Genomic DNA, 25,770 nt, shown 5'->3' on the forward strand with positions numbered 1-25,770 from the left:
TGTTTTAAACTAGGTATAGGTAAGGATTAATTTCTTCTCCACTTTGCAATAGTAATTCATTTCTCGACTGTAATAGTAAAATAACTTCCTCAGAATGTTTTTGAATTTGCCCGTTACCCCATTTTAAATTCGAGTTGGTCAAGTTATACATCTCTTTTTGTTTAGGAAGAAGATTTTCTTTATAGTATTTACCGTCTCTTGCTGCTTTCCCCGTAGGATGTTCGTTGTTCATCTTTGAGTTAGAACTTTTACTAATCAAGCATAAATTTCCTAAATTATCAAGCAAGTCTGCATTAATCTCACTTTTAAAAGATTGGGGCAAATGATGCTCTACTGAGTTACGGTATGTAAATTTAAATTCCGAGGGAGATTTTACCCAATACATATAATCAATAAAATTAAATAAAAAATGAGGAGTTTTAACACCTTGATGATATAATTCTGGTGTAATATTTTCAGAGAAATACTGCAATTTCCAATCGTCAAGAAAAATTTGAAAGCTAATGCTATCCACCCCAAATTTTGTCCTATCGTTAAAGAAGACTAATACATCCTGTAACCATTTCTTATATTTTCTATTTCGAAAACTGGTCTGTAATAGCGAAAGTGATTTTACCAATCGCTCTTGGTTGTTTTCGAAAGAGTTTTTGAATTTTAAGCTAGTAGTGTTTTTGACATCGTATACATATTTATAAGGCTTCTGTAGCGTCCATTTGTAATTATCCTCATCTTTTTCTTCTTCTGTGGCCTTTACAATATATCTATCAAATACCGTTCTATAATAAATTAGATCATTGATAAAATCAAGCGCATCAATTTTATTCTTTATACTCTCGTAAACACGTATTAAGTCCTTTTCATTTAATGGTATCTCTACTTCCGATCCATTATCAACATAATACTCATATTTTAGTTTAAAAATATGCATCAAAAAATTTGGAAAATCGATGATTGACTGATCTCTTCCTGAATCATCAATATCCGTGATACTTGAGCGGTTAGAATTTGTTTCTGAAGTTTTTAAAGCATCATTAATAGAAAAACCTTTTTCTTCAATTCCCACTTCTTCTAAATCAAAGTTTATAATGTTGATGTCATTATAATTATCCCCAAAATATTTTCTTCTATCTTCAGCTGAAAAAAGCTTTTGGATATGACTGTCCATTTGAGAGCAAGCATCCCATATTTTAGAGAATTCATCTTGCTGCTTTTCATAATAATTCCCATGCTCATCTTTTAATGTTTCTAACAGATAAGATTTCAAGATTTCATGCTTTTGCAATTGTTCCCCTCTGTTATTCATAATCTCGAAATAAGAAGCTACATCGGTATCTTGAGGGATTTCCACGCGAACAAGAACGACATTGTTGTATACAAAATTTCTAAATTCATTAAAATCTTCAACCTCAAAAAGCATTTTCGGTTTGGCTTCATCGGGATTGATGATAGAATGGTTTATTAAGTCAACGGCATTGACCAAGTGGGAAACTTTATGATTAAATTTTAAATTTTTAGTAGATTTAGTCTTGTAAAATGAATCAAAAAATTGCTCGACTTCTGGTCTCGATTCATAAAATAACTTAGGGTTTTTAAGTAAATCTAAGATTCTTAATAAAACTGATAAAGTTGTCAATCGTTGTTGACCATCTATCACTTCATAAATGCCATCCTTACGTTTTAATACTACTAAGCTACCAATAAAGTAATTAAGGGAATTGTTGATTGTATTATTAGATTTCTTAAAATTTTCATATAAATCCTGTAACAATTGACTTATCTCGTCTTCACCCCAGGCATAATTCCTTTGGTAAAGAGGAACAATATATTTACTGCGGAATATCTCTTTTAAGTTTTTATTAAGATTTTGAGTTTGCATTAGTCCAGGTTATATTTTTTTAAATCTAGTTTCTTTATGTCTGCCGATTCAAGTTTAATTTTTTGTCCTATAAAGAATTTGATTACCGTTTCCACATCTTTTTTACAAACAACTTTTTGATAGGCAAGCTTTTCTAATTTAGTAAGATCGGCAAAGGTTTTTGCATTTTCTATAATATTAAATATTTTGGTATCTGCCGGATATTGAGCAACACTTGCATAACGCACTTGTTCCTTTTCGATTCTTATTCTGTATACTAGCAAATACAAAATTTTATGGTAACGTTCTATTCCATCTTCACCAAACTTGTCAAATACTAGCATGATTAGCGATTTGTATAATTCTAAAAGATATTTATCTCCATCTCGATGCGAACCGCTATAAAAACAGTATTTAGACATAAAATTTTTAAAGTCTTTTAACTCTTCAAACTCTTTGTAAAAAATTCTTTTGTAAATTTCTACATAGGTTTCTGTATAGCTAAAAAAATCTTTTCCATTAATAACATTTTGATTGATTAATGAGAAAGGTGCGATGTTAGGCACTGATGAATTTTTAAATCTTGTTTTTATTCCATTCACTGAAACGCCTGATGAGCTAAAGTAATTTTGCATAATATATTGCAACAATTCTCTGTTTTGATAAGGAAAATCAATAGGGTTATTTTTACTTACCGTTATTCCTTTAAATTCATTAATCTGTTTCTTATCGAATGTAAATGCTGTTTCCTTTCGGCTCCATATACGAGTTCTGTACAATTGTTCGTTTATTAGTTGTCCCAAAAGATCAGTAACCTGATTACTGTTTTCTGTGCTCCGATATCTTGCCGCACCTTCCCATGTTTGATCACAAGCAATTTTTTCATCAAAAGAATTATCTTCCATTGCCCTGATATGATAAGCCTTCAGTAAGTTATAAGCTTCAAGCTCTTTACCACGTCCATTTTGAGAGTCAAACATCTGAAAAGCTTCCGACAAGTCATTTACACTGATTTCCACAAATTCACAACAATTTAAAAGATATTGTTCAAGACTATCTTTATTATTCCCAACGCTGTCTGCCAACCAAGTGTCAATAAAAAGTTTGTTGGCAATTATAGCTTTTTGCGAGTCAGCATGTTTATATTTAAGCGAGTTCCTAAGGGATTCACCTGTTTTACTTTCGAGTGATTTTAAAATTAACAATATGGTTGTGATCCTTTGCTGACCATCGACAATGTTAAGTTGTTTATCATTTTGGTTTAGTATAACGCTACCTATACGGTAGGAGCTTTTCCCGGCTTTCCAGCTTTGCATGATGTCTTCCAAAAGCAAGCGTACATTATTTTCTGTCCATCGGTAGGGGCGCTGGTAATTTGGTATAATCAAATTATCAACTAGAACATCACTCACTTTTTTTATCTCAGCACTAATTGTTTCAGTCATAATCTATACTTATCAATTGACAAATGTATCTCTACACAATGCCAGAACATGAGGTCCTTATTTTATTATTAGCCCTTCAGAATCTTACTAACCACCTCCAAATCCCGTTTTACATCCCTGACAATCCTGTGTCGGGAATTGTGATGGAAATCTGAGTAGTTAATTTCTATGAGCGTAATTCCGTGTTTTGGTAAGATGTCCCTTCTGCGTTTGTCGTAAAGCTTACGCTGTTCGTTTCTTGAAACGCCACTAACGGTAAGCTTATCGGGCTTGTCGAAAAAAGCAACAGCATTGGTATGTTGGTATTCGCGGTACTCAATCACCAGTTTCTTTTCGGGGTAGTAAACATCTACAGGGAGCCGGTGTCCTTTGTCGCCGAGTAAGAATAAAAAAAGGTGTTGCCGTGAACCCTTTAACCCTAATACCTCATCACATAAATTGAGCACGTAGGTTTCGTCTTTATCATTTATGGATTTAGTTGGACTCTTTTCTTTCTTGATCTGAACTGGATTAATTATCCTTTCTTGGTTTTGTGCCTTTTGCTGGCTGGTAAAGTACCAGTTTACGTTAGCGGCTTTCCTGTCTGCGAAAGCGCTGGGAATCATACTTAGTTGGTTTTCTTTATCAAGCTTACGTAGTATATTGCGTATGGGCAGACCATTTTTACTATCGCTAAGAAAAAATCCGGCTTGGATAAACTCCGGCATGAGGTCTTTAGCAGGAACAAAGCTTTGGTGCTTGTTCCTGCTAAAGTAACTTTCAAGCGTATGGTTTATGAGTTTAATTTTATCCATGAGGAGCGATATTTTTCTTCCACAAACGTAACCCGCTACAACGCCAAACTATGACGCTGTAACAATTTCTTTTGGCTGCGCAGCTGTATTTTTTATAAGCCTTATTTTACCGGTAAGCAGCTGCTGCATCATACCTTGTTTTATTTGCTGTGCTTTTTGAAGCTTTTGCTCAAGGGCATCAATTTCAGCATCCATGTCGCTGAGGATATTGGCAATTCGTTTTTGTGCATCAAAAGTTGGCGGAAATGGAATTTCAAAAATTTGAAAGGTTGGTAATCTTAATGAATCGACTGTTGCCTTGACAGAGTTTTCCATAGCATGTTTTCCAAAATGCTCTGATATGTATCTGTAAATATATTCGCCTGAATATCCTTCACTAAAATTACTAATTTTGTACACTCTCTGATGAAAATCAAATTTGCCATTTATGTAGTGAAATATTTTACCAATATTACCTTCGCCTGGTACTAATATAGCTTCTCCATCAAAAGAATAACTATTTATTCGTTCGATAAACTGAGACCTTACAAAAAAGGGATAAATTCCATTTTCTATCTTATCTTGGTTATTCTTTTTTCCCGTATAGATAGAGGATATTTCCCCCAACTTCTTCACCTCCCAATCCTCTTTAGGGGTTAACAGCTCCTGCATAGCACCTTGTTTAATCAAGCGCTTTTTAGCAATAAGTTGTTCAAGGCTTTCAATCCAATTATCGGCATCGCTTAAAGCAGTGGCTATAGCTTTTTGTTCATCTATATTAGTTGGATATGAAACTAATATATCTTTAAGAATTTTAGTGTTTAATGAAGCCATGGTTTGGCCAACTGCCACACTCCGCACTCGTTGCTTGAACTCTTCTTGCTGAAAGTAATAACTCAGATAATCAGAACGCATTAAGTTGGACAAACTTCGCAATCTTAATAATCGACCAGAGAAAAGCCAACCATCTTCATTTGTTTTAATTAATGAGTTTCTGTCTACTGAACCTACACGACTAAAAACAATATCTCCGTTTGTCAATGAGTAAGAAATCAATCGCCTATAATCCTTTTCAGAAACCATAGGCATATTCTTATGAATAATTCCTCGCTCTCCTAAATGTTCAACCGTTATTATTGGTATCCCATCAACAACATAATCACTCTCATGTAGAGTTGAACCGAACGGACCCGTTTTAACATTATAAAATTCTCCTAACTTTATTATTTGCCAATCCTCGGGAATGATGCCTATCTCTGTATTTTTAAAATTAGTCTCTACCATGCTATTCCCATTTCAAGCAAATGCTGTTTTACTTTTTCTTCAAAATCGGTTGCCTGTTCCTCAAGTTGCGGCAGGGTATCGTGGTAGCGTTCGGCAAGTTCTTTAATGCGCTGTGCCAGCCTTTGGCTTATGCGCTCCATTTCGCCCATTACGTTTTCCTGTAGGCTTTGCATCCATTTTACATCTACCACCAGGCGCTTTATGTCATCCTCGGTCAGGGTTGGGTAAAGCGCAATTACCTTTTTCTCCTGGGAAGCCAGTACAGCTTTTAGCATTGCGGTTAACTTAGTTACCAATTCAACGTTTGCTAAATACTTATCTAATACGGCTATTTCTTCTTTAGGGGCTTTCTCTGCTTTTTTAGCCTTTAGTAGTTTTTTTACTTCTCCGGCATTTACTTTTTCAAGGTCTTCAAACAGGCCGCCTTCTGTATTTTGTTCTTCTTCAATTTCTGCTATGGTCACTTTAGCATTTTCAGCATCGATTTGTAGTGAAGTAATCGCAAAGTTTTCATCTCTAAAATATTGTTCAACCAAAAGCTCAGCGGGTAGCATACGGCCTATAACCCCGGCAAGCCCTTCTGTCACTTTTTCTTTATCTTTCGCGCCTTCTTTTTTGGCTTTGGTAATGGTTACATGGCGTGTCCATTCTTTACCGGCCTGCCATCCGTCCAGCGATACTAAATATAAATCGTCCTGCATGGCCTGGTTCCAGTAATCCATTAGGTGTTGGTACACATCATACTCGTTTATAAGGGTATTGTCAGCAAACACCTGTAGTAATTGCTGCCCCAGTAGCTGTACTTCTTCTTTCGGGTGGCAGCCTATATCAAGCGTTTTCAAATGCTCGGCGGCATTGGCCGCCCAAGCTTTAAACTGCTTAGAAATGTTATAATGGTAATCCTGAAACTCCCCATGCGAAAATATAAATTGCTTTATTTCTGCTTCCGGTATTCTCAGTTTTACATACTTACTGTCTATATCTTCAAAAAGGTCATTACGTAGTTCAGGGTAGGCTTTCCAGTATGTTGCCAGCGCATCGATATCCGCTTTAGGAATACCGCCCTTTACATGAGCAAGCAAATCCTGTATATCTTCAGTTTCCTGACTGTCAATGTAGCGAGGAATATTCAGGTTGTAATCGTTTTTAGTATCCGCAATTTCCGAAAGCGGAACCATCCGACTGTATTTTGCCAATTCTTCCTGAGCGTTGAAAACATCGGTAATTTTACGAATGTCCTGCTCCCTAAGCCTGTTTTTGTTGCCATCTTTTACAAAACCTTTACTGGCATCAATCATAAAAATACCTTTACGATGTGCGGCATTTTCTTTGTCTATAACAATAATACAGGCAGGTATACCTGTACCGTAAAACAGGTTCGCAGGTAAACCTATAATACCTTTTATCAATCCTTTTTTAATTATGTTTTTTCGTATCTCTCCTTCGGCATTTCCTCTAAATAGTACACCGTGCGGAAGGATAACAGCACCCTTGCCATTACTTTTTAATGAGCGGATTATGTGCAGCAGGAAAGCGTAATCTCCATTTTTATCCGGTGGTACTCCCATAGAAAAACGCTCATACTCGTCGTTATCGGTCTGCACACCGTTTGTCCAGCTCTTAAGCGAAAAAGGCGGGTTTGCTACACAATAGTCAAACGTTTTTAGATTACCATTGGCTTCCTTAAAAAATGGCCGTGAAAGTGTGTTATCAGCATATATGGAAGCAGTTGGCGCATTGTGCAATATCATGTTCATACGCGCAAGGTTGGCTGTAGAAATTTCTTTTTCCTGGCCGTAAAGGTCAACCATTTTCTGTGCTTCAGCACCCACTTTTAAAAGCAGAGATCCCGATCCACAGGCCGGGTCATAAACTGTAGTTTGCGCTGTAGAATTTGATTTATTGATCCCAATAATCTTAGCCAAAACACGGCTTACCTCCGCTGGAGTATAAAACTGTCCTTTACTTTTACCACTCTCGGTAGCAAAGTGGCGCATCAGGAACTCGTACGCATCACCCATAATATCATCGCCCTCAGCAGTATTCTTACTAAAGTCGAGTTTAGGATCATTAAATATTAAAATGAGGTTACCTACAGTATCCACCAAATCTTTGCCTTTGCCCAGTTTACCCTCGTCGTTAAAATCAGGAAAATCAGACAGTCGGTTGGCTTCTTTAATTGGGTTCAATATTTTTTTATTGATGTCGTCGCCAATGTTAGGAGTACCCACCAATTTAAGCATGTCGTTAAAGGTAGCCCCCTCCGGTAACTGTATAGGAGCATAAGGGTCATCGGCATACTTGTCAGATATGTACTTTACAAAAAGCATTGTCAGTACATAATCTTTATATTGCGAAGCATCCATGCCTCCGCGTAATTCATCACAACTCGCCCATAATGAGCTATATAATTCAGACTTTTTAATTGCCATATAATCGTATTCGGGATATTTTGATAGGTAGCTAATATACTTAAAACAATGTTAACAGAATGGCGGAAAATCCCCACATTTTATCAAAAAGTATATTTTATTTTTGAACGTAAAATAAAAAAGAGACCACCTTTCAGCGGTCTCCATCAGTAACAGTAAAACGAGTTTACTATTTATTTAAAAGCTTCTCCAAGTAAGCTACTTTATCTTTTTCGGCTTGAACTAATCTCTCATAAAGTTCTACAACTTTATCGAGTGGATTAAAATTGCACGTGTTGTGAGTCCCTATCGGCCCTTGATTAATACTATTATCGCTAAAATTATTGAAATAATTTATCACAGCCTCCTCAGAAAAATTCTTAATCGCTTCCACAGTCACACCAAGAGCTTTGGCCACTTCAGCCAGTTTTTCATCTTCAACTACTTCACTGTTCTCCAAAATAGAAATAGCCTGCTGGTTTGTTCCCATTGCCTGGGCAAGGGCTTCCTGTTTCATATTACGCAGTTCGCGAATACGGCTGATTTTACGTCCTATATGGTTTGGTTTTGTCGTGTTCATAATCAAAGGTATAAAATTGAAAATAAAGTGCCACCCTGTAAAATACATTGAAAACCATGTACCATACATCGGAAATTGATTTGGTACAGGATAAGCAATGATTTACTTGTGCTTCATAACAAAAATACAATTTTTCAATGATGTACCACTTTAAAACGTAAGATTATGAACGATTCCATTCAAATTAAGCAAAGCGATCCTTCAGCAGGAATTCTCAAAGAATTAACCGAAAAGGTAATAAAGGTTGCCCCAATGCAAGATATTTATATCTCTGTCGCCAATACAGCACCGGAGACGAGATTTATATTGTTTGTAGATACCACCTTTACACGTATTGACAATGACCTGCTGGAGCCACTCAACCAGGTATTTGAAGACTATCTCTCGATTACCTATAATGTGTTTTCGGGTGATTATGCGGCTGACGCCATACGCAAGGGCAACCTCTATTTTATTGAGCACTGCGTTTTAGGCCAGCTGGCTTACACAAATACCGAAGCTAAAACTAACTTCCACCCTGAGAGCATACAGCCATCTATTTTAATTCCACGTGCCAAGAAACAATTTAAAAGGGCAATGGGCAAAGTAGATGGCAGGTATACCACCTTTCCTAAAAGTCTGAAGAATGAGAAATATGTGGATGCGGCGTATACATTACATCAAATGATGGAACAGCTGTTCAAAATTGCAGAAGAATTTATTTTAGGGAAACAGCTTTTTGCAAAAGATATTTCGGAACACCAAACTGCACTTACGGGCTATGTGCCAGGCATTGCAACATTATTTGACATCGAACACGAAGAAGATGTTTGCTTGCTGGAACTACTTCATTCCGCATACCTGGCATTCAGGCACAAAAACCATTTGCATATTTCCCGCGCAGATATTGAAAAACTTTTGTGTAAGACGCAATCCCTACGAAAAGAAATAGAACGGCTATTTATGGAAGCTGTTGCTAGATGCTACGAAAAAATAGAGACAGACCAGACTACTCCGGCTAGGGAGGATAAACACGAATTGGAAAACACAGTAAATGATGAAGCCGGAAAGGAATCCCCTCCGCGGCCGAAATTACCAAAATATATGTTGACTGATACAGAGGGTTATGTATGTAATCTTAAGTTCAGCAGCTACTTTGACCTGTTTGTGGTTATTGAAGACTTAATAGAAATTTCATTGCATACGCTGTATAATGCCGATTCTGAGAACAGTGGATTTGTCAGGAATCCCCATTATCACCTCGTAAGTGTACTAGAACTTATTAAGAAATTACTCCCTGGAGACACCGGCCAGACACTTACAGAGCTAAATGATTACCTGAATGCTGTAAATAATTTAAACGAGCAAATATCAATATAAATGAAGTGCTGAAAAGCTATAAATTGATGTGGCGATATGAAAAAAGAAAGAAAAAAAGCGATAAAAAAGTTCGCAAACGCAGAGACCAGAATGTGGATGTTCACCACATTAGCTGAGGATACAGGTGATGACAGCTTTGAAGCCCGGCTGCATTTTGATAGTTACAGTGACTTGATGTATACCGTTTCAGACCTTCTAAAGATTTCCATGCACGCAATGTATCACGATGGTGATACAAATTCAGGCGAGATAGCAGAGCCGGGTTACCATGTTATAAGCGTTTTGAGGATAGCATCCCAACTATTACCCTTGAATGAATCGGAGGTTTTGGATAACTGCCATAGACTTTATTTGAAACTGGAAGAACTTAAAAACAGTAAAAACTAAAAGGCATTTTCTATAATAAAAAATAAATCAATAAATAACAGTAAAAGTTTGGCGACTCACATCAAAAATCGACTCCGGAGATTTTTTAGCCCACTGCGCAAGGGCAAGTTGTTTTGAGCTGCTGAAGTATTTCAAGCAGCTCAAGACACAACTTGCTGTTGCTACGCGGCAACATTTTAGATAAAGGAAATAAACTGAAAAGGGTATCAAGCCCTTTTTGTTTTGTCCGGAACAAATCATCTTTTCCACAAGGAAAAAAAGGCTAATAAATTCAATAAACTAATCAAGTTTACCCCTTGATGGCATGCCTGTAGGGTGCCCACCCGAAGATTCAGTATATCATTTAACTGGTTTACTTGCCAAATAATAAAGCAGGTAGATTTAAAGGTTATATAGCTAACCTGGTGGCTTGGAAGTAGGTAATAAAACTATAAGGTTTTAAAAGTATAAAAGCGGTAAAGCGGTTTTATTACCTTTTTAAAATTTTACCAAAAAGCTTCTTTTTAAGGAGTGTGCTTTAGAGCTAAAGTGCAAAACAATTTGGTGATAAGGTAAAGTTAGAACACATCCTACCAGGAACCTATATTGGTCGGCAGTCCTGATGGCTGCCCGCTTGTATAAATTCCCTGCAAACCCACCTTTTTATAATCTTTGGCACCTTGCAGGGATAAAAATGTTGCTGCTAACTATTAACTATTCCAAAACAGCTGCTCCGTTATTTAATCTCAAAAAACAGAGGCCAAAAACTCAATTATTGACTGCGCCTAACAGGCGTGCTGAGCAATAAATAATATTTTGATTATAAATGATTGTGTTGAAAATATTTTGGTGTAAGATCGGCAACTACGTTACTAAATCATTGATTAGTCGGAATCTATTCAGTAACTTCGCACAACATGTTCTAAGCGGCAATGCGTGTCGCAGGCTAAACACAGGCACTGCGCCTAGCGTGGGAGTGTTGGTGTAATTTAGTTGCTGACATTACTATAATAATCACAGTTTGAAAAATGATAGGATATAATTATTTTTACAAATGCTAACTTTGAAAAAAGGTACATATTCGGGGGATGTAACTTGTGCGAAAAATATAAATGGCATTATCGCATGTGTTACTGATTATAATATCAATGATTATAATAGCTCAATGCATTGTCACGAAAATGCTCACTTAAGCTTTATGATACAAGGTGGTTGTGTGGAGAAGAAAAGAGATGCTTTTGATATTAACCCAGGTAGTATTCAATACTACAGTTCCGGCGAAATGCATCAGGTCGTAAAAATCGCTAAACCTTCTCGAAGGGTTAATTTAGAATTGGAAGAAAGTTTTTTTGCTCAGTTTAACCTTGACGACACACAAGCAAGAGTTGCTATTTTGAAAAATCTGGAATTCAAATTTTTAATGATAAAGATTTACAAAGAATTGCTTACTTATGATTCTTTATCAGAAATATCTATCCAAATGTTATTGTTTCAATTAATAAGCCAGGAGCAATATCATACCCAAACAAACAAACTCCCGCTTTGGATAAGTGCCGTTGAAGAATACTTGCATGATAACCCGGATGAAAAAGTATCATTGCACGAACTGGCGCTAATTACGAATATGCATCCCGTAACACTTTCAAAAAATTTTCCAAAATATTTTCATTGTACTATAGGGGAATATAAACGCCGCATAAAAATAGAAAAGTCGCTTACCCTAATTAAATCATCGAAATTGACACTAACTGACATTGCGTTAGAGTGCGGTTTTTTCGATCAAAACCACTTCATCAGAACATTCAAGCATATCACAGGTTTTTTGCCGATGGAGTATAAGAAATCATAAAATTCTTAATGGCTAAATTCATGCTATTTATTCTTTTCGACACAAAATAATTTTGCTCAATAACGTAAAATTTAGATGTCTGTGAAACAAAATAGAAAGATTTTATTTTTAGTCGTTACCCTTCCTCTTTTAGTAATTCAGTATTCCTGCCGTTCGGTAACTGCTCTAAATGGGAAAAAAGTAAGTGCATCCGATATTGACCACTTTATTAAAAAACAGGTTGATACTTTTCATTTACCAAGCGTATCAATTGCATTCATTGATGATGGAAAAATAGCTTATTATAAAGAGTTCGGTTATTCCAATATAAAAAATAAAAGTAAAGCTGACCGGAACTCTATGTACGAGGCATGTTCTATGAGCAAGCCTGTGTTTGCTTATTTCATAATGAAGATGAAGGAAAAAGGCATTATAAATATTGACACTCCATTGTATCAATATTTGTCTTATCCTGAAATTGAATATGATAATCGCAACAAATTAATCACAGCAAGAATGATCCTGTCCCATACTTCAGGTTTACCAAACTGGCATGAATATGAACCTGCTGATCCAAACCTTCATGTACCCGAAGGCGCTCAATATTTAAAGTTTAATCCCGGCACTGCCTATAATTATTCAGGGGAAGGATATCAATATTTGGTTAATGTTATTGCCCACTTATTGCATACTGATGTAAAAAGCCTGTCTGATACCGTATATAAGGAAGTTTGTAAACCCCTTCAAATGAAACACGCGTGTTTTGGCTGGAACCAATATGTTGCACAACATAAAGTAACGGGGTACCGTCAAAATGAAAATGATGGCAATAATATGCCAGGCACATTAAAAAAGTTTGAAGAGTTTAGTGCGGCAGGCGGGTTGCATACCAACGCAATTGACTACGCAAATTTTGTAATTGCGCTGATGGATGAAAAAGGATTATCAAAAAATACTTTTGAAGAGATGTTTGAACCGCAGATCAAGGTTCCTGATTCTGATGAAGCTGATTATTGGGGGCTTGGTTTGGCCATTAAAAAAACCAATTATGGAATCAGATATATGCACAGCGGAAATAATGGTGATTTTACGAGTTATTTCGTTATGTATAAAGATTTAAAAAGAGGTTTTGTCTTTTTTACAAACTGTAACAGGGCGGGTGACTTATTCGATGTTTTATTGCCGCTATTCGAAAATGGAAACTAACAACAAACATAAAAAAAATTAAAATGAAAAAAATTATCCTTGCATTGCTATCACTTTCTGTTAGTTTTGTTTTTGCCCAAAATCCGGTGTCCTATCCAAAGGACACTGCTATTTCAAAACCGGAATTAAATTTTGAAGTGTTATGGCATACTTTCGAAGACAACTATGCCTTCTTTAAGTTAAGGAATATTGACTGGCATGCCACCTATCAAAAATATAGGCCACTGATAAACGCCAATACCTCTGATGATTCTTTATATACGGTTTTTTCTCAGATGCTGGCTCCTTTTCATGACAATCATATCAACGTTATCGTTCCGGGAATAAAGCAATTCAAATCCGTGAAACCTTCGCAGTTCGTAAAAGAGTTCCCAACGGATAGTTTACGTAACGCTTTTTGGAAAATGGTAGATTCTTCCTTATCGCAAAAACATTTTAAAGCGCTGCAATACGCAGGTCCTGAATTTAATCATGTACCTCTGTTTGCTTATTCGACTTCAAATGGCATTGGATACCTGCGTTTCAACAGATGCTTCGTTGATCAGGATTCCGATAATGTACCTGATGCAGTAGTTGCAGGTAAACTATTGGATAAGCTGTTTGCAAATTTTAAAGATGTGAAATCAATTATCGTAGATGTAAGAGATAATATTGGGGGCAATGATGAATTTGCTTATGAAGTCGCCGGCAGATTTACAACTAGTAAAGTAATTGGGATGCATAAAAAAACAAGAATAAGAAAGGGAGGATATGAAGATTTTGGGCAACTGGAAACATGGTATACTGAGCCCAAAGGTGTTTTTCAATTTACAAAACCTGTAGTAGTCTTAACGAATGACAAAACAGTAAGCGCCGGAGATTTATTTGCTTCGATAATGAGAGAACTGCCCAATGTAAAAATCGTCGGTTCAAACACACGCGGCATTTACTCAAATATGTATGGCTTTACACTTCCAAATGGGTGGCTTATTTCACTCTCTAATGAGCGGTACTACGACAACAAAATGATTTGTTATGAAGGAATCGGCGCACCTGTTGACATTCATGTTCTAAATACCCAAAATGATTTAATAAACCTGAATGACCCCGTATTAGACACAGCTATCAAAGAATTATTAAAGAACCGTAATTAAAGGAACTACCGCCAACATCGGCTTCCCACCACGGCAGCGACTTAATAAAAACATACATTTTAAGCCGTAAACGTTAATCTTACTACTTTATAATTTTACTAGAAGGCTTCTTATTAAAGAATAAACTTTACAACTAAAGTGTAAAACAATGTGAAAATAAGATAAACAAGAATATATCCTACCGGAAACCAATATTGGTCGGCAGCCCTGATGGCTGCCCGCCCGCAAAATTCCCTGTAAAGCAACCATTGGCTATGTGTGGCAGCTTGTAAGGATTCAAAGCAATACTATACTATTGGCTATACGGCTGGCTTGCTTGTCAAAGATAAAATTATACAGCCTGTCAACTTACTAATTGTATCAATGTTGTGCTGTCTTGTTTTTTTGCTGTATCGTTGGCGAGCCTGCCAGACAGACAGACGTATTGCTGTACCGCTGTATTGCCAGCCGTACAGCAATATTTAGCTACGTAGCTATGTGTGTAGGTACGTACATACGTATTTACGTATGTACCTGTGTATTGTTGTACATATCTAAATACATATCTATTTACACAAGTATGTATATACATAAATACCCACATACTTATATGAATAGGTATACAGGTACGTATAAAAAAGCAGCGCTGCTTTGCGGGCTGCGGTTAACTATCAGTTGAATTGCAGGGCAACCGCCCCATCTTTGGCAAAGCCCCCGCACAGGTCGAAGGCTTTTTGCCCCCGTGCCTGTGCCGTACCGCCCAAACAAATGCTTTTTAATTTATCTTCATCCGTTTTAAAGCTGCGTACATTTTGGTAATAGCCCGTAACGGCATTGTAGGCACCAAACAAAGTGCCTTTGGTGGTAGCCATGCTTTGGGTATCGTCCGCCATAGCATACTTGAATGCAGCCTCACAGGCATTTTTATACATCGTTGAAAGTTCCTCGGTAGCCCCTTTCTTTAAAAGGTTGTAGGTTTCCTTGTTCGGACAAAGTGCCAACTGTATCAGCTGCTTAACCTGTTTATCTTCAATGCGCACGTTAGCCCATTGGTTAAAAATGCCCTCCAATTGTACCGATAGGTTATCAGCAACGCCCATAACTTTATGCGCCTGTTCCAAACGTTCTTTTGCGCCTGCGGTGTGACGTATGCGTACCACGTTGGTAGCGGTTTTCAGGGCTGCGTTTAATGTGTTCGAGCAAACAACCCTTATAGGCGTAAAAGCTGCCATAATTGAACCGCTGCCATCGTGGGAGGTGGTCAGGAAGATATACTTTTGTGTTACATCGTCCCCGTTACCCACACGGATATAGCCGGGCAGTTTGGCGGTAATAAATATGCGTTCCCCGTTGCCTAGTGCACCGGCTGTTTCATACAGTATGCCCTCGCCACCGCCTATAATGGCATCGAAAAAAGCGAACGCATCACTGTTTTGTACGATTTGGTAGTCTTTACCCACCACGCCAAAAACGGCTTTGGTGTCGGTGCGCATTGTGGCGTATTGGTCAGGTACTGGGTAACTGTCAAACTCACCTGTACCCCTTGCAAAGATCGGAGCTTTTGCTACTTCATAGTCCAAACCTGCAAACACTATCGCTTCACGGCTTGTCGGGTAGTCTTCTACGATTTGCCCAAGCCCATGCCATGCGGGCTGCTTTACGCTCATAAAAGCGTGCTGTCCTGTCTCTGTGTTGAAATTTAAATTATGTGCCATAATTTTTGAATTTAATAATGATACAATCGTTTTGTATCTCTTTCCAATCCTCAAATGTGGCAGTCCTGCTACGCTTGCGCTCCGCATAACTTTTTCCCAAAAAGAAAACCGAAAAAAGAAAGCAATAAAAAGGTGCAGGCAATTCGGAAAAAGCAAAAGGAAACGGAATAAGTCCCGAGGGGTGGGTTTGTGAGTGTGCGAGCAAAGCCATTATGCCGTAGTCTTTTGTCTTTTTTTGGATTGACAGCAATACCTTCGCTTGCTTTTATCGGTTTACTTGGGAAAAGTTTCTTTTCTAAACCTATCAAAGCCAACCGGTGCCATAAATCGCCGGAAGCGATTTACTGATTACATCAGTAGTTATCTTTATTCCAATACTGGCAGAAAAAACAAAAAAGAAATATAAGTGGACGATAACGGTACACATAAAAAGCATAAAGGCGGCAGGCATCCCAAAGATGACCGGGCAACGTTCCGTTATTCCATCAGCCTGACGGCTGTTGAAAATGCAAAGTTCCTGACCCTATTTGAACAATCGGGTATGAACGTCATGGCACATTTTATTACTGCCTGTATCTTCCAAAAGACTATCACTACAGTAAAAATCGATAAGGCAGCAATAGACTATCATGTAAAGCTAACTGGACTGTTTGTGCAGTTCCGTACCATCGGGGTCAACTATAACCAAGTTGTAAAAATGCTCTACAATAATTTTACAGAGAAAAAAGCCGCAGCAGCGTTATACAAACTGGAAAAACACACTATTGAACTTGCTACGTTAGGTCAAAAAATTATTGAGCTTACAAATAAATTTGAAGCCAGCCATCTTAAAAAGTAGTTTATGGTAGCGAAGATTGGCAGGGGGAAAAGTTTGTTCGGTGCGTTGGCCTACAATATGAGCAAGGTAAATAACAATACTGCAACGGTATTGGCAGGACAGAAAATCATCGAATCACCGGACGGTACGTTTACCACTGCTCAAATCTCAAATTCGTTCCAGGCATACCTTGTTGCCAACCGAAAAACAGAAAAACCGGTGGTGCATATCTCACTCAACCCTGACCCGGACGATACCGTAAACAACAACGATTATAAAGCCATCGCCAAAGACTACATGGCGAAAATGGGTTATGGCAAGCAACCATTTATCGTATTTAAACACAATGACATTGAGCGCAGCCACATCCATATTGTAACGGTTTGTGTAGATGAACAGGGCAGAAAAATCTCGGATGCCTTTGAAAAAAGAAAATCTATGGCAGCCTGTAGGGAACTGGAACGCAAGTATAACCTGAAAAGTGCTGTGGAAAAGAAACAAGACCGAACCGAACCCATTTTCAAACCGGTCAATTATAAAGCTGGTGATATTAAAAGCCAAATGGCTGCGGTTATCCGTTACCTGCCCAAATATTATCAATATACCACACTCGGCACTTACAATGTGCTGCTGTCATTGTTCAACATTACTGCTGAAGAAGTTAAAGGCCAATACGATGGTAAAGCCCGGCAGGGGCTGGTCTATTTTACACTGAATGAAAAAGGAGAAAAAACAAGCAATCCCTTCAAGGCCTCACTTTTCGGAAAAGGTGCGGGTCATAGCGAATTGCAATCCCACTTTGCAAAATCTAAAATGCAACTGCAAAACAGCCCAAGCAGGTCAACACTCAAAACCACCATTGAGCAAACAATACTGGCAAGCAAAAATGAAGATGAGTTTAAATCAGGACTGAAAGAAGTGGGTATCAATACGGTTGTCCGCCGGACAGCTGATAACCGAATCTACGGTATCACATTCATTGACCACCAATCCCGGTCGGTATGGAACGGTTCGCAGCTTACTAAAAACCTTAGCGCAGGCGTTTTCAACGACTGGTGGAATAACGGCAATAAGCCTGAGATTCATTTACAAAATCCAAACGATGTAAAATCAACAAATACTAGTCTTATGAGTGGACTCAACAGACCAGCTGAAAATGAAAAAATAAATTCAAACCTGTCCGATGCTGCGAATGCTCTCTCAGATATTTTTGGTGGTCTATTGCCGCAAGCTCAAGGCGAAGATTATGATGAAGAGGCATTTGCACGGCAAATGAAAAAGAAGTCAAAAGGATTGAGGAGATAGCCGGACTATCTCACGAAACAACCTGCCGTTTTGCAGCGGAGCGACACAGGAGCATAGCTGTAAATTGGCAATACCAAACTAAAGACTAAAAGGCTTTCCCAACAAAGGAAGGGAGTGCCTTTTGGTTTCTAATACCAGTTAAGGACATTTACTGCCAGCGAATGGCAGAAATATACAGCCAGCCATTACTAATACTATTTTCGGGCTATGAACTGAAAATGCAATGATGATGAGCGAGTATGTTACAAAAGATGACTTAAGGCAGTTCGGCCTTGTCATGATGGATGATTTCCGTAAAATCATTGAAGAGTCTAAAAAGGAGCAGCACAATAAACCAGTACTGGACTGGCTAAAAAGCCGTGTGGTACGCAAACTACTGGATATCTCGGCAGGTTCGTTACAAAACCTCCGGGTTACCGGCAAAATACGTTTTAAAAAAGTACTGGGTTCCTATTATTACAGTAAGGCCGACATCATGAATTTGTTTAACGACAAATAGCTGCCTTATGGAACTACAAAGCCTATTAAAATACCTGAAACTTTTTGAGCGTGACACCTCCCTTAACGTCTGGCACTTTGCGCTACTTAGTGCTATTCTGTACCTTGGTTACAAGCAGGGACAACCAAAAATAATAAAGGTCAGCCGAAGTAAAATCATGGCGCTTTCGCATATCAAAACATTACCCACATACCATAAATATTTTAAAGAGCTTCAGGTCATGGGTTATATCCGGTATACGCCTTGCTACCATCCGGGGTACAGAAGTGAGGTGGAGCTGTTGTTCAAAAACAGATAAACTGACAATTAAAAACTCGCACCGGTGGTGCGAGTTTTTAATTGTCAGTTTAATTTGTCTCATCACTGATGAGACAAATTAAATACACTATAAAATAATGACTTACAATTGTTGCCGCACTGAGGCAACAATTAGTAGAAATCCAATACCGCGTCCAATAAATTACTCTGAGATTGACTTTTACTATTTTACCAACAGGTAATTATTTTAAATTCTCTTTAAAAAATGTCTCCAGTTTATCAAATGGGATTTTATCTATCTGGTCGTACAAATCGGTGTGGACTGCATTGGGTACAACTACTAATTCTTTAGGCTCTGCTGCTGCTTCATAAGCCGTTTCGCTGAAATAGCGTGAGTGCGCTTTTTCCCCTGCGATAATTAACACAGGCCTTGGCGAAATCTCCTTTATGTAATGCAAAATTGGCGCATTCATGTTGGTCACAGCATTGGTCAAAGACCACGAGGCGTTAGAGTTGAGCGATCGCGGATGAAATCCTCTGTTTGTCCTATAATAGGCCGCATATTCTTTCACAAACTGTGGTGCATTTTCTGGTACGTTTGCTAATCCTGTAGCACCATAAGCCGGAGTTCCTTTTTCTGCATCTTTCCAGCGTTGTTCGCCTATCTGTATGTATTCTTTTGTGCGTTCTTCCAGTGTCTTTTTATCATAATAACCGTTTGCTGTACCTCTTGATATATCATACATCGTAGCCGTAGCAACCGCTTTGATGCGCTTGTCCGGTGCTGCCGCATTCAGGGCATATCCACCAAATCCGCATATCCCGATGATGCCAATTTTATTTCGGTCAATGTTTTTCTGTAATCCCAAAAAGTCTACAGCGGCACTGAAATCTTCCGTATTTATATCGGGCGATGAAATATTACGGGGTTCGCCACCGCTTTCACCTGTGTAAGAAGGGTCGAAAGCAAGGGTTATAAAGCCGCGTTGTGCTAATTGATTCGCATACAAGCCCGACGACTGTTCTTTCACTGCTCCATAAGGTCCGCTAATGGCAACAGCTGCAAGCGATGCAGTTCCACCATTCTTAGGAACATACAAATCGCCCGTAAGTGTTATTCCGAAACGGTTTTTAAACGTTACTTTTTGGCGTGTTACCTTATCGCTCAATTGAAACGTATAATGGTCTGTTGTATCTAATTGTTTCATTTCTTTTTTCTGGTTTTGAGCGCTGACCCCTAACATAAAAAGGGATAACATTGCTGTAATTATTGTCTTTTTCATTTTATTACTATTTAAATTGTTTTAATATTTTTTGCAGGGATGCCTGCTGCTACAGTATTATCCGGTACGTCTTTAGTGACTACAGCACCGGCGGCTACAACTGCATTTTCACCAATGGTCACTCCCGGCAGTATGGTAGCACCTGCTCCAATCCACGCATTCTTTTTGATGGTTATTTGCCCGGGGACAAGGGCATGCCTGTCCTGCGGTGATAGCGGATGCCCTTCTGAAAGCAAACTTACCTTGGGAGCTATCTGTACGTTGTCCTCTATGGTAATCCCCCCTAAATCCAGAAAAATGCAATCGAAGTTTATAAAGACGTTTTTGCCGATTTTGGTATGCTTGCCATAGTTGATGTGGAGTGGTGTAAATACGGCAGTGCTTTCGTGTATTTCGGTGCCGGTTATCCGGCTTAGCAGGTTTCTTATTTCAGCGGTGTCTGAAGAACGGTTCATTTCCAACACTATTTTTTTGGTGGCGTAAGAAGCTTCCCGAAGTAAATCCATCTGGCCATCATTAGCCGAAATGGTGTCCCCATTGTATAACCGTTCAAAAATATCGGTGCCCATAACTTTTGTTTTTGTCCTACTCATTTATAAGACAAAATTAAAAACAGAGCCCCGCAGTGGCTTTACTGCGGGGCTCAAATAGCTTTTCTCAGAAGCTCATTTCCATTATACTTCAGTGGGAGGTAAACCATACTGTTTTTTGAAAGCGGTTGAAAAATGGGAAGGATTTTTAAAACCTACTTCTACATAAACATCCTGTACTTTATGGCCTCCTTTAAGCTTTTCATACGCCTCTTCCAAGCGTCTTTTTATAAGCCATTTCTGTGGGCTAAGGTTGCTGATTTTCCTGAAATCCCTTTTGAATGTTGCCAGGCTACGCCCTGTATAAGCGGCAATTTGTGCCATACTCAGGTCATCGCGGAAATATTCATTAAGGAATTCTAAAATATCTATTTTCCAGGGCTCTGTAAAGTCAAAGAGTATCGGGTAAAACGCTTCGTTGTTGTTTAAAAGCGCATAAATACCTTCAAGCAGTTTCAGATGCACTACACCTTCTGTAGGCTTTACCTCTTCATCAAAGTAAGGGGTTAATGACTGGAACAAACTCGTTACATCAGCGCGGGGAGCCACTTTGAAAACCACTTCATCAGTAACGTTAACGTCAGCCGGTAATGCTGATTTATTCAGCTTACTGTAAAATTCCCTTAGTATTTTCCTGCTGAAAGTAAGAGAAATCCCTTTGTATAGTTCTTCCGTTGTACTGTTCTTGTACATCAAAAGGCGGTGGTCGCGGCGTATCAGCACGCACTCACCGGGTTTAATCACATATTTCCGGTCTCCGTATTCGATAATTTGTTCACCGGAATATAGATATAATAGCACGTGTTCCGGAGTGGAATGAATACACTTTTCACTCTGTTCTGAAAAACACGACAGGAAAATCCCCGAATAACTTATTGTCTTTAACTTATCTTCTATTGCCTGGTTCATAAATATTTACGGAATGTGATTCAGCACAAAGATATTGATTAACCACGATAGATATTTTTCTGAGAAGCTCACACAACTTTACTCATTGGCTCACTCCAAAAGACTATTTCGATAAGGAGCGTTCTTCAACAATTAAGAAATGTCCTTCACGCGCATGTATAAGCCACATGCCATTTTCAAAGATATAGCTGTCATCATATCTCACGCTGTAATCGGTCAGTACATCTTTGCCATCCACTTCCCGTATCATTTTTATTTGTGTGAAAGAAATACCGGTTGCTGTATTACCGTCAATGGTAATTTCATGCTGCCCATTTAGCGTAAAGTAAGTTTTAACTAATGCTGCATGACCGTTAAACTCCTTTTCCATTTGGTCTTTACCCGATACCTCTGATACCAAAGCGCCTCCCATAAAGGCCTTATATACAATTTCATCTGTAAATAAATTCATTTGTTCCGCTATTTTCTTCTGGTCTCCCAGCGTAGCATAGTCATCAATTAGTTTTCGTAATTGGTCTTTTGTTTCTAAAAATTCAAGTGACATAATTTTCTATTTTTTATATTAAAAAAGTTTTTTGGGAAGTATAAATACTGATCAATATTTCGTTTATCCATTGTCAAAATTATTTTATATTCGCTTACAATTTATTAGTTGTTACCTAAAGGTTAGGAACTAATCTAAATGAACCGAGAATGAAAAGAGATAATAATCCGGATGAGGTAAACAAAGAGTTTACTGACGAATGCCATAAAACGTTAATGGCCGTAAGCGATGCGCTTTATGCCATAGGTGGAAAATGGAAACTAATGATTATCATAGCTATAGCAAGGGGCAATAATCGATTTACTGAAATCCAGAGGCAGGTTAAAGGCATATCTGCCCGAGTGTTGTCAAGCGAACTCAAGGAACTTGAAATGAATGGATTTATTATTAAAAAGGTAGATGTGGGATATCCTGTTACGATCGAATACCAGTTATTACCCTACAGCCATACCTTAGAAGAAGTTGTAGGGGCTATGACCCGCTGGGGGATGCAACATCGGGAGAAAATAAGACAAGAAAGTGGTTCCGGAAAATAAGAATTCTTAGTGGTGCTTTAATAATGACCGGAATTATAGTAATCGAAGTTTTATCATTTTGAGGTTTATTGTGATCGAAAATCAACCGATTTTAATTCATATTTTTAAATTCTACAGGTGCCATACCCACTTTTTGCTTAAATAATCTTGTAAAGTGCTGCTGGTATTTAAAACCAAGCTCATCAGATACTTCTGTGATTGTTTTATCGGAAGCAAGTATTTTCTCTTTAGCAACCTCAATGAGTTTGGATTGTATGAAATCCAGCGCAGTAGTTCCGGTTTCTTTTTTAATGAGGTCGCCAAAGTAATTAGCCGATAAGTTGAGCTGCTCTGCAAAATATCCTACAGACGGTAGCCCTATGGTAGCAGGTTTGCCCGACGTAAAATAATTATTCAGCAGGTTTTCAAAACGTGTTAGTACATCATTATTTACGTGAGTACGGGTTATAAACTGGCGGTCATAGAAACGCATGCAGTAATTCAGGAACAGTTCTATATTAGAAACTATTAAGGTTTTACTGTGCTTGTCCAGGTTTAATTCTATTTCTGAAGCTATCTTCTCAAAGCAATCGTTAATGGTGGCACGTTCTTTTTTAGAAAGGTGTAGTGCTTCGTTAACCTCATAGGAAAAGAAGCTGTAGTCTTTAATTATTTTACCCAGATGGGTACCGATAATTAAATCCGGGTGAAATACGAGGGCTTTGCCCCAGGGTTTTATTTTTTCTCCTTTACTATCTATGCCGTATACCTGTCCCGGAGCAACAAACACCAGAGTACCGTCTTCATAGTCATACGGCTGGCAGCCATACATCATATCGCCGCACTTTATATATTTAAGAAAAACAGCATACACCCCCATATACCTTCGGAAATATTGGAATGATGGAATTTGGTCAAAATCCACTACCGTTACCAATGGATGTAGCGTGTCAGCTCCTACCGAATCGTTGTATTGCTTAACTGTATCCATCCGTTCTACCGTCTTCATATCAAATCATTTTAAACAAATGTATTGAATCTAATAAGTGGTTGTATCGATATAATACCAAATCAGTAAAAGTGGTATATATACCTGTAAAATGTATAAATGCTACTGTGTTGGTTATCCCGAAATTTGTGATAAACAATAATGCAAGATGATAAAACAATTAATACTGGCTGTGCTGATACTAACCGCGGCAGCCTGCAACAACAAACAATCGGAGAACAAAATGGAAACTACAAAAACTGAAAACACACCGCTTTTTCCTAAAGGCGAACGTACACCGGCAGAATATTTTAGAGGCAACGCATACCTGCACCCAATACAGCAACGTACCGCCAACAATGATTTTGTAATTGGCAGCGTAACCTTTGAACCCGGCGCGCGTACCAACTGGCATACCCACCCTAAAGGGCAGGTACTCATTGTAACCGAAGGCGAGGGCCTGTACCAGGAAAAGGGTAAAGCTGCACGCATAATCCGTAAGGGTGATGTTGTAGATATCCCGGTAGACGTAGAGCACTGGCACGGCGCAACGGCTAAAACCAAAATGGTACACATAGCAATAACCAACTATCTGGGTGAGGAAAATGCCAACTGGCTGGCGCCGGTTAGCGATGAAGAGTACAAACAGGCTAATCAATAAAATCAAGCTATGAACAGAAAAAGCATTATCAACACTTTATTGCTGTTTCTGGTACTAATTTCTACTACCATGAATGCACAAACTAAAACAGAAAACAATTCAGGTCTTGATACCCGTCAGCAAAATCTGGCAGCCATAGCAACACTAACAGCTAAAGGCAATACAACCGAGCTAAAAACTACACTGAACTCGGGTTTAGATAGCGGCCTTACTATAAATGAAATTAAAGAAGCATTGGTACAGCTGTATGCCTATTGCGGTTTTCCGCGCAGCCTTAACGCACTGGGTATTTTTAAATCTGTGGTAGAAGAAAGGGCTGCTAAAGGCATTAAAGATGATGAAGGTAAACCCATTGTGATAGAAAACCAAACAAAGGACAAGTATGAGCAGGGGCGTAAGGTTTTAGAGGAAATTAGCAAAACACCACAGCCCAAACCGGCACCGGGTTTCGGGAAGTTTGCACCACGTATAGATGCTTTCCTGAAAGAACACCTTTTTGCTGATATTTTCGTGAGCGATGTATTAAGCTACCAGCAGCGTGAACTGGTTACAATTTCTGCCCTTGCTGCCATGCCGGGAGTAGAAGCGCAGTTAAAATCACACCTTGGTATCGGAAAAAATACCGGAATTACTGATGCGCAGCTTAAAGCTCTTTGCAGCATTATTGAAAAACATGCGGGGCGAACCCAAGCTAATATATTACGAAGGAATGTTGGCGAGACCGAACTACCGCTAACTGCACCTGACATGATGGTTCGTGTTTCTGAAATTGAAATTTTGCCTGAATTTTTGGAAGAGTATAAAGCCATTTTACAGGAGGAATCTTCGGCATCGGTGGCAGTAGAGCCGGGAGTAATAGCCATTTACCCCATGTTCCAGAAAGAAAATCCGACCCAAGTACGGATTGTAGAAATATATGCCGACAAGAAAGCCTATGAGGCACACCTGCAAACCCCTCACTTTAAGAAGTATAAAGAAACTACGCTAAAAATGGTTAAGTCCTTAAAGCTGGTTGACATGGATGCTTTGGATACAGTCACAATGCCACAGGTTTTTAAAAAGATAAAATAATTATGAGTACAAGCAATAGTTTTTCAGCTGCCGATTTAAATAAAATAAATACGGCAGATGACCTTAAAATAGCCCCCTTCAGGGCAGATGGCGTAACCTACGGCACACCTACATGGATATGGAATGTAGTGGTAGATGGCAATCTGTATGTTAGGGCATATAATGGCAGGCAGTCAAGCTGGTACCAGTCGGCAGTACAACAAAAGGCCGGTCAAATCCATGCCGCCGGTATGGTCAAGGAAGTAGCGTTTGAACCTGTTGAGGATACAATTGTGAATGAACGGATAGACCTTGCCTACAAAGAAAAATATAGCAAGAGTCCATACCTGCCTCCAATGGTCAGCCAGCATGCCAAAGCAGCAACGGTAAGAATTACTCAAAAAGCAGAGAAATAAA

At 38.5% G+C, this 25,770-nt stretch carries 25 protein-coding genes; 13 read left to right on the forward strand and 12 right to left on the reverse strand.

Annotated elements, in window-relative coordinates; translation table 11 throughout:
• Positions 1-4: 4 nt before the first annotated feature.
• From GR160_RS06780 to GR160_RS06805, 6 genes are all read right to left on the reverse strand, one after another.
• Complete coding sequence (locus GR160_RS06780) at positions 5-1,876, reverse strand: DUF262 domain-containing protein (protein WP_160749114.1); 1,872 nt, start codon at positions 1,874-1,876, stop codon at positions 5-7.
• Positions 1,876-3,300, reverse strand: coding sequence for a DUF262 domain-containing protein (locus GR160_RS06785; protein WP_160749115.1), 1,425 nt, complete (start codon positions 3,298-3,300; stop codon positions 1,876-1,878). Before GR160_RS06785 ends, GR160_RS06780 begins: the two co-directional genes overlap by 1 nt.
• A gap of 68 nt (positions 3,301-3,368) precedes the next feature.
• Positions 3,369-4,094 carry a hypothetical protein gene (locus tag GR160_RS19285; RefSeq protein WP_202390739.1) on the reverse strand — a complete coding sequence of 242 codons (726 nt, stop codon included), beginning with the start codon at positions 4,092-4,094 and terminating at the stop codon, positions 3,369-3,371.
• Between the two features lie 48 nt (positions 4,095-4,142).
• On the reverse strand, positions 4,143-5,357 hold the full coding sequence (locus GR160_RS06795; protein ID WP_160749116.1) for a restriction endonuclease subunit S: 1,215 nt from the start codon (positions 5,355-5,357) through the stop codon (positions 4,143-4,145).
• Positions 5,351-7,789, reverse strand: coding sequence for a type I restriction-modification system subunit M (locus tag GR160_RS06800; RefSeq protein WP_160749117.1), 2,439 nt, complete (start codon positions 7,787-7,789; stop codon positions 5,351-5,353). Before GR160_RS06800 ends, GR160_RS06795 begins: the two co-directional genes overlap by 7 nt.
• A 169-nt stretch (positions 7,790-7,958) precedes the next feature.
• A complete protein-coding gene (locus GR160_RS06805; protein ID WP_160749592.1) occupies positions 7,959-8,348 on the reverse strand; it encodes a helix-turn-helix domain-containing protein in 390 nt (129 codons plus the stop codon).
• Between the two features lie 165 nt (positions 8,349-8,513).
• Between GR160_RS06805 and GR160_RS06810 the strand changes: the two genes are divergently transcribed.
• The 5 genes from GR160_RS06810 to GR160_RS06830 all read left to right on the forward strand — a co-directional run bounded on the left by GR160_RS06810 (position 8,514) and on the right by GR160_RS06830 (position 14,240).
• Positions 8,514-9,707: a hypothetical protein gene (locus GR160_RS06810; protein WP_160749118.1), complete on the forward strand. Its 1,194-nt coding sequence runs from the start codon at positions 8,514-8,516 to the stop codon at positions 9,705-9,707.
• Positions 9,708-9,743: 36 nt separating this feature from the next.
• Positions 9,744-10,094: a hypothetical protein gene (locus tag GR160_RS06815; RefSeq protein WP_160749119.1), complete on the forward strand. Its 351-nt coding sequence runs from the start codon at positions 9,744-9,746 to the stop codon at positions 10,092-10,094.
• A gap of 1,042 nt (positions 10,095-11,136) precedes the next feature.
• Positions 11,137-11,922: an AraC family transcriptional regulator gene (locus GR160_RS06820; protein ID WP_160749120.1), complete on the forward strand. Its 786-nt coding sequence runs from the start codon at positions 11,137-11,139 to the stop codon at positions 11,920-11,922.
• An 81-nt stretch (positions 11,923-12,003) separates the two neighbouring features.
• Positions 12,004-13,107 carry a serine hydrolase domain-containing protein gene (locus tag GR160_RS06825; protein WP_160749121.1) on the forward strand — a complete coding sequence of 368 codons (1,104 nt, stop codon included), beginning with the start codon at positions 12,004-12,006 and terminating at the stop codon, positions 13,105-13,107.
• 23 nt (positions 13,108-13,130) lie between these two features.
• On the forward strand, positions 13,131-14,240 hold the full coding sequence (locus tag GR160_RS06830; RefSeq protein WP_160749122.1) for a S41 family peptidase: 1,110 nt from the start codon (positions 13,131-13,133) through the stop codon (positions 14,238-14,240).
• A 650-nt stretch (positions 14,241-14,890) separates the two neighbouring features.
• Here GR160_RS06830 and GR160_RS06835 read toward each other — a convergent pair.
• A complete protein-coding gene (locus GR160_RS06835) occupies positions 14,891-15,934 on the reverse strand; it encodes a DUF932 domain-containing protein (RefSeq protein ID WP_160749123.1) in 1,044 nt (347 codons plus the stop codon).
• A gap of 406 nt (positions 15,935-16,340) precedes the next feature.
• Here GR160_RS06835 and mobA point away from each other — a divergent pair, with 406 nt between their 5' ends.
• From mobA to GR160_RS06855, 4 genes are all read left to right on the forward strand, one after another.
• The gene (gene mobA, locus GR160_RS06840) at positions 16,341-16,772 is read left to right on the forward strand and encodes a conjugal transfer protein MobA (protein ID WP_160749124.1); all 432 of its coding nucleotides are present in this window, start codon (positions 16,341-16,343) and stop codon (positions 16,770-16,772) included.
• A 3-nt stretch (positions 16,773-16,775) separates the two neighbouring features.
• Complete coding sequence (gene mobB / locus GR160_RS06845) at positions 16,776-18,056, forward strand: conjugal transfer protein MobB (protein ID WP_160749125.1); 1,281 nt, start codon at positions 16,776-16,778, stop codon at positions 18,054-18,056.
• 223 nt (positions 18,057-18,279) lie between these two features.
• Positions 18,280-18,555, forward strand: coding sequence for a helix-turn-helix domain-containing protein (locus tag GR160_RS06850; protein WP_237421180.1), 276 nt, complete (start codon positions 18,280-18,282; stop codon positions 18,553-18,555).
• A gap of 7 nt (positions 18,556-18,562) precedes the next feature.
• Positions 18,563-18,853, forward strand: a complete 291-nt coding sequence (locus GR160_RS06855) for a hypothetical protein (RefSeq protein WP_160749126.1) — start codon at positions 18,563-18,565, stop codon at positions 18,851-18,853.
• 202 nt (positions 18,854-19,055) lie between these two features.
• Here the strand turns inward: GR160_RS06855 and GR160_RS06860 are convergent, their stop codons facing one another.
• From GR160_RS06860 to GR160_RS06875, 4 genes are all read right to left on the reverse strand, one after another.
• Positions 19,056-20,096: an alpha/beta hydrolase gene (locus GR160_RS06860; protein ID WP_160749127.1), complete on the reverse strand. Its 1,041-nt coding sequence runs from the start codon at positions 20,094-20,096 to the stop codon at positions 19,056-19,058.
• A gap of 11 nt (positions 20,097-20,107) precedes the next feature.
• The gene (locus GR160_RS06865; RefSeq protein WP_160749128.1) at positions 20,108-20,665 is read right to left on the reverse strand and encodes a DapH/DapD/GlmU-related protein; all 558 of its coding nucleotides are present in this window, start codon (positions 20,663-20,665) and stop codon (positions 20,108-20,110) included.
• A gap of 105 nt (positions 20,666-20,770) precedes the next feature.
• Positions 20,771-21,595: an AraC family transcriptional regulator gene (locus GR160_RS06870; RefSeq protein ID WP_160749129.1), complete on the reverse strand. Its 825-nt coding sequence runs from the start codon at positions 21,593-21,595 to the stop codon at positions 20,771-20,773.
• Positions 21,596-21,698: 103 nt separating this feature from the next.
• Positions 21,699-22,139 carry a nuclear transport factor 2 family protein gene (locus GR160_RS06875; RefSeq protein WP_160749130.1) on the reverse strand — a complete coding sequence of 147 codons (441 nt, stop codon included), beginning with the start codon at positions 22,137-22,139 and terminating at the stop codon, positions 21,699-21,701.
• Between the two features lie 149 nt (positions 22,140-22,288).
• Here GR160_RS06875 and GR160_RS06880 point away from each other — a divergent pair, with 149 nt between their 5' ends.
• Entirely contained in the window at positions 22,289-22,675 is a 387-nt protein-coding gene (locus tag GR160_RS06880; RefSeq protein ID WP_160749131.1) for a helix-turn-helix domain-containing protein, read from the forward strand.
• Between the two features lie 91 nt (positions 22,676-22,766).
• Here the strand turns inward: GR160_RS06880 and GR160_RS06885 are convergent, their stop codons facing one another.
• Positions 22,767-23,663: an AraC family transcriptional regulator gene (locus GR160_RS06885; RefSeq protein WP_160749132.1), complete on the reverse strand. Its 897-nt coding sequence runs from the start codon at positions 23,661-23,663 to the stop codon at positions 22,767-22,769.
• A 148-nt stretch (positions 23,664-23,811) separates the two neighbouring features.
• Here GR160_RS06885 and GR160_RS06890 point away from each other — a divergent pair, with 148 nt between their 5' ends.
• Genes GR160_RS06890 through GR160_RS06900 form a run of 3 tightly spaced genes read left to right on the forward strand, consistent with a single transcriptional unit; the run spans position 23,812 to position 25,769 of the window.
• Complete coding sequence (locus GR160_RS06890; protein WP_160749133.1) at positions 23,812-24,303, forward strand: cupin domain-containing protein; 492 nt, start codon at positions 23,812-23,814, stop codon at positions 24,301-24,303.
• A 9-nt stretch (positions 24,304-24,312) separates the two neighbouring features.
• A complete protein-coding gene (locus GR160_RS19370) occupies positions 24,313-25,374 on the forward strand; it encodes a carboxymuconolactone decarboxylase family protein (protein ID WP_160749134.1) in 1,062 nt (353 codons plus the stop codon).
• A gap of 2 nt (positions 25,375-25,376) precedes the next feature.
• Positions 25,377-25,769, forward strand: a complete 393-nt coding sequence (locus GR160_RS06900) for a DUF2255 family protein (RefSeq protein WP_160749135.1) — start codon at positions 25,377-25,379, stop codon at positions 25,767-25,769.
• Position 25,770 lies beyond the last annotated feature (1 nt).

It is taken from the genome of Flavobacterium sp. Sd200 (genome assembly GCF_009826935.1).
Lineage (GTDB): Bacteria > Bacteroidota > Bacteroidia > Flavobacteriales > Flavobacteriaceae > Flavobacterium.